At 41.4% G+C, this 16,375-nt stretch carries 18 protein-coding genes and 1 tRNA gene; 13 read left to right on the top strand and 6 right to left on the bottom strand.

Going from position 1 to position 16,375, the window contains the following annotated elements:
• Positions 1-47 precede the first annotated feature (47 nt).
• The 5 genes from ABIM45_03255 (at position 48) to ABIM45_03235 (ending at position 3,478) form a co-directional block, all read left to right on the top strand.
• Positions 48-545, top strand: a complete 498-nt coding sequence (locus ABIM45_03255) for a metallophosphoesterase (protein ID MEO0238928.1) — start codon at positions 48-50, stop codon at positions 543-545.
• Between the two features lies 1 nt (position 546).
• Positions 547-620, top strand: a tRNA-Arg gene (locus ABIM45_03250).
• A gap of 12 nt (positions 621-632) precedes the next feature.
• Entirely contained in the window at positions 633-1,733 is a 1,101-nt protein-coding gene (locus ABIM45_03245; GenBank protein MEO0238927.1) for an aminotransferase class V-fold PLP-dependent enzyme, read from the top strand.
• Between the two features lie 3 nt (positions 1,734-1,736).
• On the top strand, positions 1,737-2,912 hold the full coding sequence (locus ABIM45_03240; GenBank protein MEO0238926.1) for a DegT/DnrJ/EryC1/StrS aminotransferase family protein: 1,176 nt from the start codon (positions 1,737-1,739) through the stop codon (positions 2,910-2,912).
• Positions 2,909-3,478: a manganese efflux pump gene (locus tag ABIM45_03235; protein ID MEO0238925.1), complete on the top strand. Its 570-nt coding sequence runs from the start codon at positions 2,909-2,911 to the stop codon at positions 3,476-3,478. Before ABIM45_03240 ends, ABIM45_03235 begins: the two co-directional genes overlap by 4 nt.
• Before the next feature lies 1 nt (position 3,479).
• Here the strand turns inward: ABIM45_03235 and ABIM45_03230 are convergent, their stop codons facing one another.
• From ABIM45_03230 to ABIM45_03210, 5 genes are read right to left on the bottom strand one after another with little or no spacing between them, the layout of a single operon-like run.
• Positions 3,480-4,718: a polysaccharide biosynthesis protein gene (locus ABIM45_03230; protein ID MEO0238924.1), complete on the bottom strand. Its 1,239-nt coding sequence runs from the start codon at positions 4,716-4,718 to the stop codon at positions 3,480-3,482.
• Complete coding sequence (gene rfbD, locus ABIM45_03225) at positions 4,666-5,526, bottom strand: dTDP-4-dehydrorhamnose reductase (protein MEO0238923.1); 861 nt, start codon at positions 5,524-5,526, stop codon at positions 4,666-4,668. Before rfbD ends, ABIM45_03230 begins: the two co-directional genes overlap by 53 nt.
• A complete protein-coding gene (gene rfbC / locus ABIM45_03220) occupies positions 5,523-6,086 on the bottom strand; it encodes a dTDP-4-dehydrorhamnose 3,5-epimerase (GenBank protein ID MEO0238922.1) in 564 nt (187 codons plus the stop codon). Before rfbC ends, rfbD begins: the two co-directional genes overlap by 4 nt.
• A 33-nt stretch (positions 6,087-6,119) precedes the next feature.
• On the bottom strand, positions 6,120-6,896 hold the full coding sequence (locus ABIM45_03215) for a ribonuclease H-like domain-containing protein (protein ID MEO0238921.1): 777 nt from the start codon (positions 6,894-6,896) through the stop codon (positions 6,120-6,122).
• Positions 6,871-7,710: a tetratricopeptide repeat protein gene (locus ABIM45_03210; GenBank protein MEO0238920.1), complete on the bottom strand. Its 840-nt coding sequence runs from the start codon at positions 7,708-7,710 to the stop codon at positions 6,871-6,873. Before ABIM45_03210 ends, ABIM45_03215 begins: the two co-directional genes overlap by 26 nt.
• Before the next feature lie 89 nt (positions 7,711-7,799).
• On the opposite strand from ABIM45_03210, the gene ABIM45_03205 reads away from it, so the two are divergent.
• From ABIM45_03205 to ABIM45_03170, 8 genes are read left to right on the top strand one after another with little or no spacing between them, the layout of a single operon-like run.
• Positions 7,800-8,297: a ferritin gene (locus ABIM45_03205; GenBank protein ID MEO0238919.1), complete on the top strand. Its 498-nt coding sequence runs from the start codon at positions 7,800-7,802 to the stop codon at positions 8,295-8,297.
• A gap of 45 nt (positions 8,298-8,342) precedes the next feature.
• Positions 8,343-9,260 carry an AEC family transporter gene (locus ABIM45_03200; protein ID MEO0238918.1) on the top strand — a complete coding sequence of 306 codons (918 nt, stop codon included), beginning with the start codon at positions 8,343-8,345 and terminating at the stop codon, positions 9,258-9,260.
• Between the two features lie 59 nt (positions 9,261-9,319).
• Positions 9,320-9,715 (top strand): Rrf2 family transcriptional regulator, encoded by a 396-nt coding sequence (locus ABIM45_03195; protein MEO0238917.1) that lies wholly within the window; start codon positions 9,320-9,322, stop codon positions 9,713-9,715.
• 1 nt (position 9,716) lies between these two features.
• Positions 9,717-10,883 carry a cysteine desulfurase family protein gene (locus tag ABIM45_03190; GenBank protein MEO0238916.1) on the top strand — a complete coding sequence of 389 codons (1,167 nt, stop codon included), beginning with the start codon at positions 9,717-9,719 and terminating at the stop codon, positions 10,881-10,883.
• A gap of 1 nt (position 10,884) precedes the next feature.
• Positions 10,885-11,523: an iron-sulfur cluster assembly scaffold protein gene (locus tag ABIM45_03185; GenBank protein ID MEO0238915.1), complete on the top strand. Its 639-nt coding sequence runs from the start codon at positions 10,885-10,887 to the stop codon at positions 11,521-11,523.
• On the top strand, positions 11,516-11,743 hold the full coding sequence (locus tag ABIM45_03180; GenBank protein ID MEO0238914.1) for a hypothetical protein: 228 nt from the start codon (positions 11,516-11,518) through the stop codon (positions 11,741-11,743). Before ABIM45_03185 ends, ABIM45_03180 begins: the two co-directional genes overlap by 8 nt.
• A 2-nt stretch (positions 11,744-11,745) precedes the next feature.
• A complete protein-coding gene (gene nadA / locus ABIM45_03175) occupies positions 11,746-12,657 on the top strand; it encodes a quinolinate synthase NadA (protein MEO0238913.1) in 912 nt (303 codons plus the stop codon).
• Positions 12,658-12,682: 25 nt separating this feature from the next.
• The gene (locus ABIM45_03170) at positions 12,683-13,327 is read left to right on the top strand and encodes a thioredoxin family protein (protein ID MEO0238912.1); all 645 of its coding nucleotides are present in this window, start codon (positions 12,683-12,685) and stop codon (positions 13,325-13,327) included.
• Between the two features lie 69 nt (positions 13,328-13,396).
• Here the strand turns inward: ABIM45_03170 and ABIM45_03165 are convergent, their stop codons facing one another.
• On the bottom strand, positions 13,397-16,372 hold the full coding sequence (locus ABIM45_03165) for a T9SS type A sorting domain-containing protein (protein ID MEO0238911.1): 2,976 nt from the start codon (positions 16,370-16,372) through the stop codon (positions 13,397-13,399).
• Positions 16,373-16,375: the final 3 nt, after the last annotated feature.

Genomic DNA, 16,375 nt, shown 5'->3' with positions numbered 1-16,375 from the left:
CACAAACTAAAAAAGAGAAGAAAAAGAGACAGGCATAAAAAGAAATAATGAGGATTGTTATCCTATCGGATACCCACATTCCCCATAGGGCGAAAGAACTGCCAAAGGAGATAAAGGCTGAAATTTCGAGCTGTGATGCAATAATACACGCAGGGGATTTTACTTCCTATAATTTTTATCAAGATCTCCAGCTTTTGAAAAAGCCTATTTACGCCGTTAGGGGAAACATGGATGACGACGACCTTTTTTCTCTACTTCCTGAAAAACTTGTTTTTGCAATTGAGGGACTAAAAGTTGGCCTTTATCATGGAATAGGTGCGCCCTGGGGCATTGAGAAGAAGGTGCTGGAGAAATTTCAAGATGATAAAGATTTGAATTTGATAGTGTTTGGACATTCTCACAGGCCTCTAAAGAAGGAGGAGAAGGGTTTAGTTCTTTTTAACCCTGGCTCACCGACGGATACTATCTTCGCGCCGAGAAGGTCCTATGGAGTTATGGAAGTAGAGAATGGTAAGATATTGAGGTTAGATCATGTATTCTTGTAGCGCGCCCGTAGCTCAACTGGATAGAGCGTTGGCCTCCGGAGCCAAAGGCTGGGGGTTCGAGTCCCCCCGGGTGCATTGTTTTAATGTTTGAAAAAATTTGAGGAATACAGGTCATATTTTCCTATAACGCAGAAGTATATCTATTTTAATCACGCCAGTACCACTCCTTTGAATACTTATTCTCTTGGCAAGACGGAACGTTACCTCGAAGTGCTAAGAGAAGAAGGTGAAGTGGGATGGGATTTGCTTCAAGAAATATCGGAAACCACAAGGAAGTATGTGGCCAACCTGTTAAGAGTCGAATCCTCGGAAATAGCCCTTGTTCAGAATACATCCATTGGGATCAACTTGATAATAGAGTCTATTGAATGGGAGCCAGATGACGAAGTTGTTTTGGTGGGCTATTTCCCTGCTCTCCTTTACCCCTTCAGGTACAATAGACATGGTATAAAGGTCGTTGAGGTTAGTGAAAATAAGCTGGAAGAGGCCATTGGACCAAAAACAAGAATGGTTGCAGTAGAATGGATTGACTATTTTTCTGGAAAGAGATTTGATCTCGAAAGGCTAAGCAGTCTCAAGCAGAAGTATGGCTTTTTTGTCCTTGTAGATGCTATTCAGGGATTGGGAGCTGTCCCCCTATATCCTAAGGAATTTTCAGTGGACTTTTTAGTTGCAGGGGCTTCAAAGTGGCTCTTAGGACCTCAGGGTATTGGGATATTATACATAGATCAAAAGGCCTTTGATAAATTGTCGAAGGCTTTTATCGGATGGCTATCTTGTCCCTGGAGTGGGTTCTCAGATTTTTCCCATTTGCCCGAACCCTTTAATGATGCGAGGGTTTTTGAAACAGGTACAAAGAACTATTGGGGACTTTCTTATTTGAGTGGTAACTTGGAGATGATCCTCGATATGGGCGTGGAGAAAATTTTTTCGCGTATAAAGGGATTTTTAGATACCCTTTTTGAAGAGTTAACCTTTGCTGATGTTATTACTCCAAAAAACCCCGAAAGGCGTGGGGGAATCTTTACTTTCAGATTACCTAACTTATCTTCATTAGAGCTCCATCTTGCCTTACAAAGGGAAGGCATTAGAACATCTTTGCGCAACGGTTTTATAAGGGTTTCTCCCCATTTTTACAACACCGAAGACGAGGTAAACACCTTGATTAATTTATTAAAGAGGTTTTAGAGAATGGAAAGGATTAGCTTTTACAAGGCCGATGTGACAGAGCTTGAGAAAAATTTGATTGAAAACGTTCTTGAGTCAAAGATTTTAACGGCAGGGCCTTTTCTTTGGAGATTTCAGGAAGAGGTACGCCGGTATCTGAAGGCCCCTTATTTCCTTGCAACGTCCAGTGGATTTTCGGCCTTGCACATTGCCATTAAGGTTTTAGGTTGGGGACGTGGGGACGAGGTTATTTTGTCTCCTCTTGTTCATGTGGGGGTGCCGAACGCACTTTGTGCCGAGGGGATAGGTCTTCAGGTCGTTGACATTGAACAGGACCGTTTTACATTAGACCCTGAGAAGGTCAGGGAATTTATTATGGACAACTATGAGAAGGATAAATCTGGTTTAAAGAATAAGGTTACAGGGAGGGTTTTAAGAGGGATTGTTCTCTATCACCTTTACGGTATTCCATGTGATCTTAAAGCTTTTTTGAAACTCAAAGAAGAATTTGGCCTTGACCTTTTAGAGGTGTGCTGGGAGAGTTTTGGTAGTACGTATAAGTTTGCAGGGGAAGCGGTTTTAACCGGTATCACAGGTGATGTCGGTGTTTTCAGTTTTACAAGGTATGGCGCTGTTAATGTTGGAGAGGGAGGTGGTATTGCCTTTAAAAGTAGAGAACACTACGAAGTAGGGGAGAGTCTCAGGTACTATGGAGTTCCCACCGAATATGTAGAGTATCAGGCGATTATTGGAGGTTACAATTACAATTTGGACGAGCTTTCCAGTGCCATTGGACTTGGCCAGATGATGAGGATTTCTGAAATTCTAAACAAGAGGAAAAAGATTCGTGAACTATATGAAAAAGAGCTTAGTAAAATCGAGGGTATAAGACTTATCGGTGCACCAAAGGATTCGGAGGTATCGTGGTATAGTCTAACAGTTCTTTTACCAGAGGGAGTTGATAGGGATGGACTTATTAGGCGTTTAATGGAGATGGGGGTGCCTACAAAGGTATTTTACCCTCTTCTTACTGACCTTAAGTTTTACCGTGAAAATTTTAGGGAATTCGATTCCGCTAATTTAAAGGTGGCGAAGAAAATTTCCTCACGCCTTTTGTCTTTACCTTTCCATGGGGATCTAACAGAATTCGATGTTTCGTATGTGGTCGACTCGCTACGGGAGACCCTTATCGCAAAATGAAAGAAATCATCTATTTTCTACTTCTCGTGATTTCTATCAATCTGGATTGCTTTACCTCTTCGGTAACTGAAGGTTTTCTGCTTAAGTCAATAAATTATAAAAGGTTTCTTCAAATTGGCATCACCTTTGGCCTTGTTCACGCTCTCTTCTTCCTCTTTGGTTTTTTGGGAGGAAGATTTGCAGCAAACTGGATTTTTTCCTTTGACCACTGGGTAGCCTTTTTTGTGTTGCTTGCCATTGGAGTTCATATGATCATTGAAGAATTTCAACAGGAAAAGGAGGCGGAAGGTTTTTCCGGAGATTTTAAGACTCTCGTTGGGGTTGCTATGGCAGTTAGCATTGATGCCTTTGCCATTGGACTTGTTACTTCTCTTTTGTTAAAGACCCTTGCCCTCTTTGCCTTTCTGGTTTTTGCTTTAACTTCTTTGATTAGCTTTACAGGGGTTTTCCTTGGGTCCAGTTTTTCAAAGTTTGCAAAGAAAATTAAGTACTCTCAGGCCATTGGAGGAGTCATATTGATTTTGTTAGGTTTAAAGATTCTTCTTGAACACTTGGGAGTTCTTTAATTCACATTCTATCGTCGAGAAATTTTCCCGTATCTAAGTGGTTGAATTCTGGGAGGTATGTTTTAAAGAGGTCTATTATCTCTTCTCTTGTCCAGTTCTTTCTTTCGATCAGACTTTTAAGCCCTTGAATTATTTGTGGAGAGATGGAATCTGCGTAGCTTTTATCGGGTAGTACCACCGAAAGGTTTTTGAACCTCTGGTGATCAACCTTTTCACTTTCGGAGTAAAGTTCTTCAAGTTCCTTTTCTCCGGTGGTATCTGGAGGAGATAGATAAATGGGCCACTTCTTAGCCTTAATTAATTCTCTAACTTTCGATTTCGCCTCCTTTTCATCTTCAGTAAAGAAAGGTTCAAATCCGTAGAATTCCAATAGTCTAACGGCGATATCAACAAGGGGTACGGGCCTCAATTTTTCCAATTTCATGGTGAAAATTTCGCCTGACTCGGCGAGAATGGCAGTAAGGATACAAAAAAGGGCAGATTCGTCGAGGGTAATAAAGTATCTTTTGATTCCTTTTGGAACAGCGATAGGTTGATCTTTTTCAATCCTTCTCAGGAATCCCCATAAGAGGCTCCCTTCTGAAAAAGCAACGTTGACGAAACGGGCAGAGGAGACCCGCAGGTTGTCCATCTTCGAGATAAGCAGAAGTTCCATCACCCTCTTCGATGCTCCCATAAGATTGACGGGGTTTACTGCCTTATCAGTAGATACAGAAAAAAATCTTTTTGATCCCCTTTGAGGTAGAAGCTCAGTTAAAAACTCCACGTTGAGGATATTTACCCGCATCATTCTCATAAGAGTGTAAGGGTCTTTTTCGCTCCTTACATGCTTTAATGCGGAAAGATTGAAAACAAAATCATAGGGTGAGTTACTGTTAAAAAAGTTATAGAACTCGGGTGAACCCACATCCAGTACGTAGGTTTTTAAATCGGACTTAATATCTATGTCCGAACTTCTTATTTCCCTTATAAGCTCGGTTAAGTTGTTTTCATTGATATCAACCACATGTACTTGTTTTGCTTTTAGTTTTATTAACTCCTTTACAACACTTCTACCGATACTCCCTGCTCCGCCAATTATCAGGAAGGAGGTTGCTTCTATTTCCCTTGAAATTAATTCTTTGTATTGGGATTCCTCTTCCTCAAAGAGGGAATTTTCCCTTCCAATGATTTTCAAGGCATCAAAGTCATGGAACATTCTTACTCTCACGGAGTTTTTTGATAAAACGTTTAACTGCATCTCTCCAATCAGGCATTATAAAACCCGTTTCTTCAACAAATTTTGAGGAGTCGAGGGCGGTAAAGAGTGGCCTTTTTGCGGGAGAGGGAAAGTCTTCGGTTTTTGCCGGCAATAATTCACCTTCCCATCCCCAGTCTTTTAATATTTCTTCAGCCCATTCGTATCTCGAACAATATCCACTGTTGGTAAGGTGGTACAATCCGAATTTGCCTTTGAGGATTAGTTCTGTTATTCCCTTTGCGGCGTCGATGGTATATGTGGGGGAATTTGTTTGGTCTGTCGCCACTTTTATTATTTTTTGTTTCTCAGCCATATCAATTAATTTCAAGGGGAAATTTGTTTTTCCAAAACCAAAAACCCAGCTTACCCTTATGATAAAGTACCTCTTTGCAATTTCCTGTACAAAGATTTCCCCCTGAAGTTTGCTTTTCCCATAAGTATTTATCGGGTTGGGAAGATCAAGTGTGGTATATGGGGCACCTTTTTCCCCATCGAAAACATAGTCGGTACTGAAGTGGACTAGGATGGAGTTGTATTTATTAGCGAGTTCTGCCAGATTTCTAACGGCGTAGGCATTTACCTTGAAGGCTTTTTCGGGCTCTTCTTCGGCCTTATCTACATTGTTGTAAGCTGTAGCATTTATGATTACATCGGGTTTAAAATCTTTTAAAACTTCTTCGACTTTTCGGTAATCAGTGATGTCTATTTCCTCGTGTGAAAAGCCAACTACTTCAAAGTTCCTTTCCATTAAATTCTTAGCAAGTTCCCTTCCCAACTGACCTTTTGAGCCAAATATAACAAATTTCATGTTTCGGAATAATAAAAGTTTATGTCCGCCTCTGCAAGTGGGGGTAATTTGCTGTCTTTTTCTGACAAAATCGGGTCTTTGATAGGCCAGTCAATTGCAATTTCGGGATCGTTCCAGATTATTCCCCTTTCATTTTCCCTGTCGTAAAAGGCGGAGGTTTTGTAAAGCACCGTGGCGGTTTCACTAAGAACACAGAAGCCGTGGGCAAAGCCCTCAGGGATAAAAAGCTGAAGCTTATTAGTGCTTGATAAGATAACTCCAACCCATTTGCCAAAGGTTGGTGAACCTTTTCTTATATCTACTGCTACGTCAAAAATTTCACCATGGACTACCATGACGAGTTTTGCCTGAGCGGAGGGCCTTTTCTGAAAATGAAGTCCCCGTAAAACACCCCTTTTGGAAAAGGAAAGGTTATCCTGGACAAAACGCACTCCTAAGTAATCGTAATATATGTTTTCCTTGAAAATTTCCATAAAGTACCCTCGGTGGTCTTCAAAGGCCTTCGGCTCGATAAGGACTACCCCAGGCAGCTCCATGTTATAAAACTTGAAATTTTCCATACTTTAATTATAGACTGTCTCTAACGTTAATGCTCAGTTTGTAAGCATCAGGCTTTTCCTTATCTCAAAGATGAGTTTGAAGGTTGTCAGGAGGTCGTAGAGATTGTGCCTTGAAACAATTTTCAGGTATTTTTCATCCCCTGTTTTTTCGTAGAGCTTAATTATGGTGGGGAGGAGATTTGAGGGGACATCAAACTCTCTATAAATTTCAATTAGATTGCGCTCGAGTATTGTGAGTTTTCTTGATGCGAAAGTTTCTTTCCAAATTGATCTTGCCAGGGGCAGAATATCAAGGTGGAAGGCGGGATTTACAAAATCTAATTTGTGCAATTCACATCGCTTTTTAACAAAGGGAAGGTCAAAAACTGAACCGTTATAGGTTATAACTTTAAACTTCTTAAAGTGGTTAATAACCCATCGTAAAAGATTTTTCTCTTTGCTTAGCGTTTTGGCTACAAATTGAACGGATATTGACTTTTCTTTTCCTGGGAAGTAAAAACCGGCCAGGAAAATTTGACCGTCAGAAAAAATTCCACGAGTTTCTATATCAAAAATTGCGAGGTCTTCGTAAGATGTTCTATGAAGTTCTTCCAGCAGGCTTAACTTTTGGGAATTCTTTTTAGTGGAAGTCAATAGTTCAAGGGAGTTTATTTCATCCTGAAAAATTGGTATTGTATTCTCAACCTCGATTTTGATAATCTGATACCCTTTGTGCTTGTCTATACTTGAAACTTCAAAGAACCGTTCACCCTGGGTTCTTTCTAAGATCTCCTTGATCAGAGCATCAACTTGCTTTTTCTGGATGCTCATCGGGTTTAATTAGCCTTAAGATTGTCTGTGATTCCCTTTGGGCTTCCTCGTATTTACCCAGTTTAAGATATACGTTGCTAAGGATGGCGTGATATACCGCGTTATCTGGTTCTATCTCGATGGCTTTCTTGATTTCTTCTTCAGCATCTTCGTATTTCTCAAGGTCGTAGTAAATTAGACTGAGGTCTGCATGGGCCTGCGAGAAAGAAGGATTTACTTCAATTGCCTTGTAAAGTTCCTTTAAACACTCTTCCACTTCTCCCTTTTCATAGAGCATCATTGCAAGATTATCATAATACTCGGCTTCGTAAGGGTTTAACTCGATAGCTTTTTTTATTGTTTCGATTGCTAAGTCAATTTGCTCATTTTGAAAGTAACTTAAGGCCAGATTGTTAAGGAGAATTGGATCAAAGGGATCGAACTCAACAGCCTCTTTGTAATATTCGATGGCCTTTTCGAAATTTTCCATATCATAATAAAGATCACCCAGGTCCGCATCGACATTCATTGCGCCCTTTAGTGCGTCTTTTACGCTAAGTAATTCTTTTTCTGCCTCTTCAAGATTACCCATTTTGTAAAGAGCAATTCCCTTGTAATAGTGAGAAAAGGGATCTTCAGAGATCTGAAGCGCTTTCTCTAAGTGGTTTAAAGCATTAACGTACTCCTCGAGATCTATTAGAAGTATGGTATAATCCCTTAAAATTGTGGCTGAATCCGGCTCTTCTTCCAAGGCTTTTTGGAAATAATTTTTTGCTTCCTCAAGCTTTCCGTGTTGATGAAGCTCCTTTGCTAATTCATAGTTAATATTTGCCATGGCTGAATTGTAGAGGTAGAGATGCGAAAAACAAAGTTTGAATTTATTTCATCGTCGCATTAAAATTAAATCATAACAGGAGGAAAGACATGCTAAGCAAAAATATAGAGGAAGCGCTCAATAAGCAGGTAAATGAGGAGCTCTTTTCGGCGTATCTTTACCTTTCTATGGCTGCCTACTTCGCCGATAAAAATCTTATGGGATTTTACAACTGGTTGTACGTGCAGTTCCATGAGGAATTAGAACATGCGAAAAAATTTATCAATTACATCATCGAGAGGGGTGGAAGAGTCAAGTTATTTCAAATAAAAGAACCTCAATTCGAATGGAAAGACCCTGTGGACGCCTTCAAGGCCGTCTTGGAACATGAGAGGTACATCACAGGTAAGATTAATGAGCTGGTTGATCTTGCAGAGAAGGAAAAGGACAGGGCGACCTTCGCAATGTTGCAGTGGTTTGTGAATGAGCAGGTAGAGGAGGAGGCCAACGCTTCAGAGATCTTAGCAAGGCTTGAGATGGTTGGTGAAAGTAAGCAGGGCTTACTGATGCTCGATAGGGAATTGGCCCAGAGAAAATTAAAAGACTAAGTAGAATAACGGCTTTTAGAAAAAGTTTTTTTAGTAGGTGTTTTCGTGTTTTCAGTTAGTCTTCAAATTATTCTGGTAATTGCAATTGGTTTTCTTTTTCGTCATCTTCGGATCTTTAAAGCTGGAGATGAGAGGGTATTTAACGCCTATGTATATTACGTAGCACTCCCGGCCTTTATCTTTCTCGAACTTAATCATCTACCTCTTCGCAAGGAAACATTGAAAGTAGTTGCCGTCGTTGCCCTGCCGATAATAATTATTTTAATGGTTTACTGGATTGTTGTTAGACTCTTTAAGCTCGATAGAAAACTATTCACAACCCTCGCTCTATCGACTGCCTTTGGGAGCACGGCATTCTTTGGCATTCCGTATATTACTTTTGCTTATCCTCAGAGAGAATCTTTGCAGCTTGCGGCTTTAATAGCATCAGTTTCAGGAATTTTTGGACTTTCAACGGTTGTTTCCCTTCTTGAACTTTACTATGTGCCCGGCTTAAAGTTAAAAGAGTTGTTGAAAGTTATCATAAACAGATTTAAACGCAACCCTCTTATTCTATCCATAATAGCAGGGTTCCTTTCCAATGTTTTGGGTTTAAAGGTAGGAGGGGGTATTTATAAAGGCCTTGACATGATTGGGAAATCCACAGCAGTTATCGCTATTTTTATGTTAGGCCTTTTCCTTTATGGTAGAACCTATAAGAAAATCTGGCAGGGGGTTCTTCTTAGCCTTCCAAGGATGTTGCTAATGCCTTTTTTAACTTATGTTTTCGCCCACCTTTTTGGGCTTACCTCCACCTCTTTGTCGATAACTGTATTGCTTTCTGCTATGCCCGTGGCCCTTACATTAATAACCCTTACCCAAAAGTACGATTTTGAGGTAGATTTGTTTGCAAATTTGATCCTTGTAAGCACTCTATCGTCTTTAGCTTATCTTAATTTGCTCAGGGTTCTTATATCTAAGTAGAAGGGACTTGACTATTCACCTAAACCCCGGTATAATTCATACTAAACTAATAGGAAATTATGGTTAAGATTTCGCAAAAGACAAGATACGCTGTGCGGGCTCTTATGAGGCTTAGTAGTTACGGGACCGAAGGGGCTACTTTAAAACAAATTTCTTTTAAAGAAAATATTCCATTAAAATTCTTAGAACAGATATTTGCCGCTTTGGTGAAAGCTGACATATTAGAATCAAAGAGAGGTGCCGAGGGTGGTTATAAGTTGAAAAAGAATCTATCCGAAATTTCCCTTTATGATGTTATGAGGGCTTTAAAAGAAGATGTTAAACTTGCAAGGTGCTTTGAATTTGTAAAACAAGAATGCCCTTTTGCAGAGTATTGCTCTGCAGAGGCCTTTTGGAAAGAATTGCAGGAAAAAATTATGAAAATTTTTGAGGAAACGAAACTGGGGAGAAACTAAGATGAATGTTTATCTGGATAACGCCAGTAGTACAAGGGTTGATGAAAGGGTAGTTGAAGCAATGTTGGGGACCTTTTATGAAGACATTGCACTTCCTACCTCTGAATTTGTTCACACACCTGGTCAAAGGGTGAAGGAATTGGTTGAAGAATCAAGAAAAAAGATTGCCGATTTTGTCGGCGCAGAGCCTTCGGAGATAGTTTTTACTTCTGGTGGAACTGAGGCTACCAATCTGGCTATAAAGGGTGTTGCTTTTGCGATGGCAAAGAATGGGAAGCACATAGTAACGACAGCTGTTGAAGGAAGAGCGGTACTGGACTCTGTTAGGAAGCTGGAGAAGTGGGGTTTCAAAGTGGATATCGTACCTGTTGACCGGTATGGTTTTGTGAATTTAGAAGCTTTGGAAAAGGCCATATCAAAGGAGACTATTCTCGTTTCTGTTCAGATGGTTAACGATGAGGTGGGAACCATTCAACCCCTTGAGGAAGTTGTTAAGATTGTGAACTCCAAAAATCCAAACACCGTCGTTCATACTGATGCTACATATGGAATAGGATGGCTTCCCTTTAATGTGAAAAATTTAGGGGTTGATCTTGCCAGCTTTACTGCCCATAAAATTCACGGACCTAAAGGGGTTGGGGCTCTTTACATTAGAAAAGGTATCGCTATAGAGAAGCAAATGGATGGTGGATATGCAGAATTCAATTTAAGAGGTGGTACGCCAAATATCCCTGGTATTGTAGGTTTTGCAAAGGCAATTGAGATCCTTGATTGGGATGATGTGGAAAAGGTTAGGAAATTGAGGGATTATCTCTATGAGGTGATCATTTCAAAGATTCCAGAGGTGATTTTACTTGGCCCTTCAGATTTTACAAAAAGACATCCTGCAAATCTCAATTTATCTTTCAAATATGTGGAGGGTGAATCCGTTGTCCTCTATATGGATATGAAAGGGGTTGCAGTTATTTCGGGGTCTGCCTGTTTTTCAAGGGGACTCGAACCTTCATATGTAATAATGGCGATGGGTCATTCTCATGAAGATGCCCATGGGTCAATCAGATTTTCGTTAAGCAAGTACAATACTAAGGAGGAGATGGATTACACCGTCTCCGTTTTAGAAGAAGTTATAAAACAATTGAGGGAACTTAGCCCTTTGGGAGGAAATTAATATGAGTTTACCATATTCTAAGAAATTGATTGAATTGTTTATTCACCCTAAAAATGTGGGAGAGATTCCTGATGCTGATGCAAAGGCAACGGAAGGCTCTCCTGCCTGTGGTGACATGGTGCAGCTCTTTTTAAAAGTTGATCCCGAGACCAAAAGGATTGTAGACATCAAGTTTAAATCCTACGGTTGTGCCTCTAATATTGCTACAGCTTCTATCGTAACAGAGCTGGCAAAGGGGAAAACCCTTGAGGAAGCCAAAAAGATTACATGGAAAGATGCGGATGCGGAACTGGGCGGTTTGCCTCCTACGAAGATTCACTGTGCGGTGCTCGCTGTTGATGCGCTCCATACGGCCATAGAGAATTATGAACACCAGCACGGACTGTTAAAGGAGAAGGTTCCAACGACGAAAGAGGTTGTTATAAACCGTCTGAAGCATGTTATAGACCCTCGGAAGGGGATTGATGTTATTAGGGCTAAGACTGTGAAAGATGTAGAAGTTCAGGACGGTGTAGCGAAAATATATCTCGATATGAAAGAGGATGAAGAGTTTGCAAAACACTTGAAAGAAGAGATTATTGAGAGGATCTCACCGTTATGGGATATTAAGGAAGTGGAGGTGATCTTTTCCAATGAGTGAGGCGAGGTACAGCTGTATTGGCGAAGGTTGTGTAACAGAACATATTGTGAAATTTAGAAATGCCTATGTAAAAACTCCCGTTGGAGAATCCTTCATTATGGAAGGTGACAATTTTGAGGGGCTCAATGAGATCCTTAAGATTGCTAAGTTCATGAAAACGAAAATAGAATATGTCAAGAACGATGGTAACCGCTGGGAAGTGAAGTTCAAGAAGGAGTAGGTATGGATCAGGAACAATTAAAGAGAGAAATTCTGAGGCTTAAAAAGGAGAAAAAGGCGGTTCTTTTGGTACATAATTATCAGAGGCCAGAAATTCAGGAAATTGCCGACTTTTTAGGCGATTCCCTTGATCTATCGAGGAAGGCAAAGGAGGCCGAAGCAGACATCATAGTGTTTGCTGGTGTAACCTTTATGGCTGAGACGGCGAAGATATTATCACCGGATAAAAAGGTTTTAACTCCGGAGCCGGCTGCCAGATGTCCTATGGCAGATATGGTTAATGTGGAAAGTTTGCTTGAGTTAAAGAGACAGCACCCTGATGCAGCTATCGTCGCCTATGTAAATACCAATGCCGACGTTAAGGCCATTGCAGATGTTTGTGTAACCAGTGCCAATGCAGTTAAAGTTGTACGGGCTCTGGATGCAAAAAAGATTATTTTTGTTCCTGATAAAAACCTGGCTAATTACGTTTCTATTTATGTAAAAGACAAGGAAATTATTCCCTGGGACGGATATTGTTATGTTCATGATTCTTTCACTGAGGAGGACCTTTTCAAGGCAAAGGATGAGCATCCCAATGCAGTGATTATTGCCCATCCCGAGTGCAGGGAAGAGGTTGTGATGAACGCTGATTATGTCGAATCTACTCAGGGGATGATTAGAACTGCGAAACTTTTGAATGCTCCTGAATATGTTTTCTTCACTGAGGAAGGTCTTGTAGACAGGGCAGTCCGTGAAATGCCAGACAAAAGGTTCTATAAACCGCCAAGAACTGCAATTTGCCAGCAAATGAAAAAAATCACCTTGGAAAAAATTTATGAATCTCTCCTTTACGAGAGGTATGAGGTGGTTTTAGAACCCGAGATTATTAAAAAAGCCCAAAGGGCTTTAAATAAAATGCTTGAACTTTCATAAAATAAAAATTTAGGGAGGTAAAATTATGGGATTTCTCTCAGAAGCCGACAAAAAGGAAATAAGGGCGATGTTCGCCGAAATGGTCCATCCTGTCAAGATTATCAATTTCACCCAGACCCTTGAGTGCACTTATTGCCGCGAAACAAGACAAATTCTGGAAGAGGTAGCGGAGCTCTCCGATCTTATCACGCTGGAGGTTTTAAATCATATGGAAAACAAAGAGGAGGCAAATAGTTACGGTATTGAGGACAAAATTCCTGCTATTATTATAGAGGGAGATGAGGACTATGGAATTCGCTACTACGGTATTCCCTCAGGATACGAGTTCTCAACGCTCCTTGAAGATATAATAATGGTTTCTAAAAGGGATTCTGGATTAAAGCCCGAAACGAGGGCAAAGCTTGCTACCCTGGTAAAACCTGTGCATATCAAGGTTTTTATCACTCCTACCTGTCCTTATTGCCCTACAGCGGCGATCACCGCTCATAAGATGGCCTTTGAAAGCGAGATGATAAAGTCTGAAGTTATTGAATCCATCGAATTTCCATTCCTTGCGCAGAAGTATGGAGTCTATGGAGTTCCCAAGGTTGTGATTAACGAGAAGGTCTCCTTCGAAGGAGCTTTGCCCGAAGAGATGTTCCTCGACTATGTGCTAAAGGCAGTCAAGTAAAGTGGAAATTTTTCTAAAAACAAAAAGGCCCCCGAAAGGGGGCCTTTTTGTTTTGGAGACATTTTTGTGTTATCTTGTCACCATTATCTTCTTTATTTCGCTGGATCTTTCCGTTGAGATCCTAACAAAGTAAACGCCGCCTGCAAGTCCTCCATTGTAGGTTATATTGTGTTTCCCTGGATTAAGCTGGCCCCTGAAGATAGTAGCAAGTTCCCTTCCAGACACATCATAAAGGGTGATTTCAACTTTTTGTTTCTTATCAGAATTGATAGCAAATGTGATTACTCCCTTAAAGATCGTGGGCATAGAGACTGAAAGTGGCAGGTTTTCACCTTCGGTTACGCTTGATATGAAATCTCCAAAGATGAAGTCATCAATATACCAACCGGGTCTTGTTACGGAGGCGTCGGAACCGAAGCGGAATCTTATCCTGAAGGTGTCGTTAGTATGGACTTGAGGAAGGTCAAAAATGGCAAGTTCCCAGCCCGCCGTACTGCCGGAATAGCCGGGCTCATTTCCAAGGCCAACTACACTGTTTCGAGGGTAACCTCCCCGGGGAGTTATCAATGTATAAGGTCCTCCGTTGACAGATAACGCTAAGTTCCCACCATCATAAGCAGTAGTAGTATATGCCTCGAAGTTGTACCAGTGGTAGAAGGCAAAAGAAGGGGTGTCCTGGGTTGCTATAAGTAAAGGTGAATACAGGCTCCAGTTTGCACTGTTAGGGTAGTCGCCGGATAGTACCGTTGCCCAACATTTCTGACCAGAGTGTGCGGAGCCAGGACCGGACGTTGGGACTCCCCACTCCCATTGAGTTCCAGCATCAGCGGAAAAGTCTCCATTATGTTCTTCGAAGTCGTAAAGGGTAGTATAAACTATAAAGTTCTTGTTAATAGAGTTGTTAGTTGAATCGTCGTCGGTATAAAGGATGTTTAGAACAGCCTGATAGTCAAATCCAGTGGATGGTGGTGTAAAGAGCTCGAAAGTAAGGGTATCTATTACATTGGTGTCAATGGTAGCTATCGTTACAGTGTCTACATATATAGGTGCAGTTCCTTTTTTGATTAAAAGTTCGACACCTACATTATTTTCAGGGCTTGCACCAATGTTCCTTATAGTTGCCATAGGTGTAATTTGCTCTATTTGCATAAGATCCGGGATATTTAGAAATGCACCGGCGGAAAGGTCATGGCTGCTTATAGGTCGCTTCCAGTAAATAGTGAGGGAATCATGAACCACTGTCGGGTCACCATTATAAGTGTACTTCAAATACCAGTTGTTTTGCCCACCGTTACCCTGAATACCAATGGTAGACGAGTTTAGTGTGCCTACCATTGATAGGTAACTCATTGCGATGTCACCGTTGGGATACAGGATTACCTGCATATTATAAGTACCAGGTTGGGTTGTGCCGTAGTGTGGCACATTTTCAAAATGGATTACGGCGTAATCTGGGGTAGAAAGGTATCTTATCTGGCCTCCGGCGGATGGATTGAGGTCGTCCCAGAAGAAGGCGATCAAGTAAGGGATAGTGTCATAGGGCAAATCTCTGTTTGAGTACGATGTCAAAGTAGAAGTGGACAAAAATCCATTGGAACAGAGGTTTATCTGCGTTAATGTACGGTCGTAGAAGGGGAAAGCGAAGGGTAAGTTAATGGTTGTATAGGCATCGTCACCTAAACTAATAACTTGTCCCCCCTGAGTATCGTACCAAAGGAAATCTGGACCTGTGGGGTAATCGGAATCCTTGAAGGTATAGCCGAATCCATCAGGTCCACCTGCGTGAACGTTGGTTACAACGGTTATGGTTTGAGAGGGATCAGATTCATGGGGCGGTGTTTCATTATCCACAGCTGTAAGGTAAACGGAAACTCGCCCTGGAGTTACAACAACGGTGTCCCGAAAAGTTACACCCGTGTCTGAGATTGGGTATAGGTGATGGAATGAGTTGTTTATGTAAACTTTGATCCCCGACAAGTCGTCTAAGGGTGTTCCATCCCTTTGGGTTCTTGGAGTGACGCCAACAATTTCGATTGTTGAGTCATTAACTACATTTACTGCGTTCAGGGTTGGAGGCGCTGGCCATGGGTCTCCACCTGCGTACCAACTTATAGAAGCAGGTACGCTCAAAGAGTCATCATAAGTCCAGGTTTGGACAATGTATTTGTATCTGACACCATCAGTGAGTCCCGTGTCCACATATTGCTGAATTCCATTTCGTACAGTATCGACAAATACCGTATCGTTTGGATTAGTTTCTGATACCCTAAGGATTTTTATTCTGAAGCTGTCAAGTGGTGTACCATTCACGCGGGTTGTAGGGTCGGTCCAGGTAATTCTCATGCTTGTTGGCATGTTGCAATCAGAATAAGCCGTTAAATTCTCAGGTGGCAAGGGATCACCAGGGTCTCCAGGCAGTTGAACAATTGCCTCTATGTTCCAGTTGTAATCGAGGTTATAATTTCTCAATTCCCCCCATCCGGAGCTTGCGACATAGACAAAATCTCCTTTGCCTGCTACTGCCGGACCTTGGTCCACGGAAATGGGATACTCTCCCGCTGCATGGGTTATCTCAACGGATACCCAAAGGTCTCTTGTATTGTTTATTGTTACAGGAGTGGTAAGAGGGATTTCTATCCACCCCGCAATGGGTGCAGAATAGGCCTGGGTTGTGATAAGACTGCCAGGAGCAGAGGATGTACCCTGATCGTAGATCTTAACTTGACCATTGTGGCTACCCTGGTGGTGGTAAAATCTCACTTTTATTAACTTCCAGTTGTTGTAGGGGCCGAGCTCTGTTGGAGTTAGTCTTATTGCAGCTTCATAAGTTCCACCGTTAGTTAATCCTATGGCAGTGTAATTTACTGAGAGATAGTAGTATAAGGTGTCCGTTGGTTGTTTCCCAGAAAACTCGGCTCGTGGACGAACTATGACACTGCCTCTCCCAGCTTCGCTGAAGAGAGTAATTTCCTCCTTTTTTACTTCTGCCGGCTTTCCCGCAAAAAGGATGCCGGCTACTATTAGTGTGGACAAAAGAAATCTCATAAC

The sequence above is a fragment of the candidate division WOR-3 bacterium genome, assembly GCA_039803545.1.
Classification (GTDB): domain Bacteria; phylum Hydrothermota; class Hydrothermia; order UBA1063; family UBA1063; genus UBA1063.
The sequence above is the reverse complement of the archived record's forward strand: the minus strand, read 5'-3'. Positions and strand labels throughout refer to the sequence as shown.

What these genes read in the sequence shown, in the direction of transcription:
- ABIM45_03255 (MEO0238928.1), top strand. Translation starts at nt 48, where the DNA reads ATGAGGATTGTTATCCTATCGGATACCCACATTCCCCATAGGGCGAAA.
- ABIM45_03240 (MEO0238926.1), top strand. Translation starts at nt 1,737, where the DNA reads ATGGAAAGGATTAGCTTTTACAAGGCCGATGTGACAGAGCTTGAGAAA.
- ABIM45_03235 (MEO0238925.1), top strand. Translation starts at nt 2,909, where the DNA reads ATGAAAGAAATCATCTATTTTCTACTTCTCGTGATTTCTATCAATCTG.
- ABIM45_03230 (MEO0238924.1), bottom strand. Translation starts at nt 4,718, where the DNA reads ATGCAGTTAAACGTTTTATCAAAAAACTCCGTGAGAGTAAGAATGTTC.
- rfbD (MEO0238923.1), bottom strand. Translation starts at nt 5,526, where the DNA reads ATGAAATTTGTTATATTTGGCTCAAAAGGTCAGTTGGGAAGGGAACTT.
- rfbC (MEO0238922.1), bottom strand. Translation starts at nt 6,086, where the DNA reads ATGGAAAATTTCAAGTTTTATAACATGGAGCTGCCTGGGGTAGTCCTT.
- ABIM45_03215 (MEO0238921.1), bottom strand. Translation starts at nt 6,896, where the DNA reads ATGAGCATCCAGAAAAAGCAAGTTGATGCTCTGATCAAGGAGATCTTA.
- ABIM45_03210 (MEO0238920.1), bottom strand. Translation starts at nt 7,710, where the DNA reads ATGGCAAATATTAACTATGAATTAGCAAAGGAGCTTCATCAACACGGA.
- ABIM45_03205 (MEO0238919.1), top strand. Translation starts at nt 7,800, where the DNA reads ATGCTAAGCAAAAATATAGAGGAAGCGCTCAATAAGCAGGTAAATGAG.
- ABIM45_03195 (MEO0238917.1), top strand. Translation starts at nt 9,320, where the DNA reads ATGGTTAAGATTTCGCAAAAGACAAGATACGCTGTGCGGGCTCTTATG.
- ABIM45_03190 (MEO0238916.1), top strand. Translation starts at nt 9,717, where the DNA reads ATGAATGTTTATCTGGATAACGCCAGTAGTACAAGGGTTGATGAAAGG.
- ABIM45_03185 (MEO0238915.1), top strand. Translation starts at nt 10,885, where the DNA reads ATGAGTTTACCATATTCTAAGAAATTGATTGAATTGTTTATTCACCCT.
- ABIM45_03180 (MEO0238914.1), top strand. Translation starts at nt 11,516, where the DNA reads ATGAGTGAGGCGAGGTACAGCTGTATTGGCGAAGGTTGTGTAACAGAA.
- nadA (MEO0238913.1), top strand. Translation starts at nt 11,746, where the DNA reads ATGGATCAGGAACAATTAAAGAGAGAAATTCTGAGGCTTAAAAAGGAG.
- ABIM45_03170 (MEO0238912.1), top strand. Translation starts at nt 12,683, where the DNA reads ATGGGATTTCTCTCAGAAGCCGACAAAAAGGAAATAAGGGCGATGTTC.
- ABIM45_03165 (MEO0238911.1), bottom strand. Translation starts at nt 16,372, where the DNA reads ATGAGATTTCTTTTGTCCACACTAATAGTAGCCGGCATCCTTTTTGCG.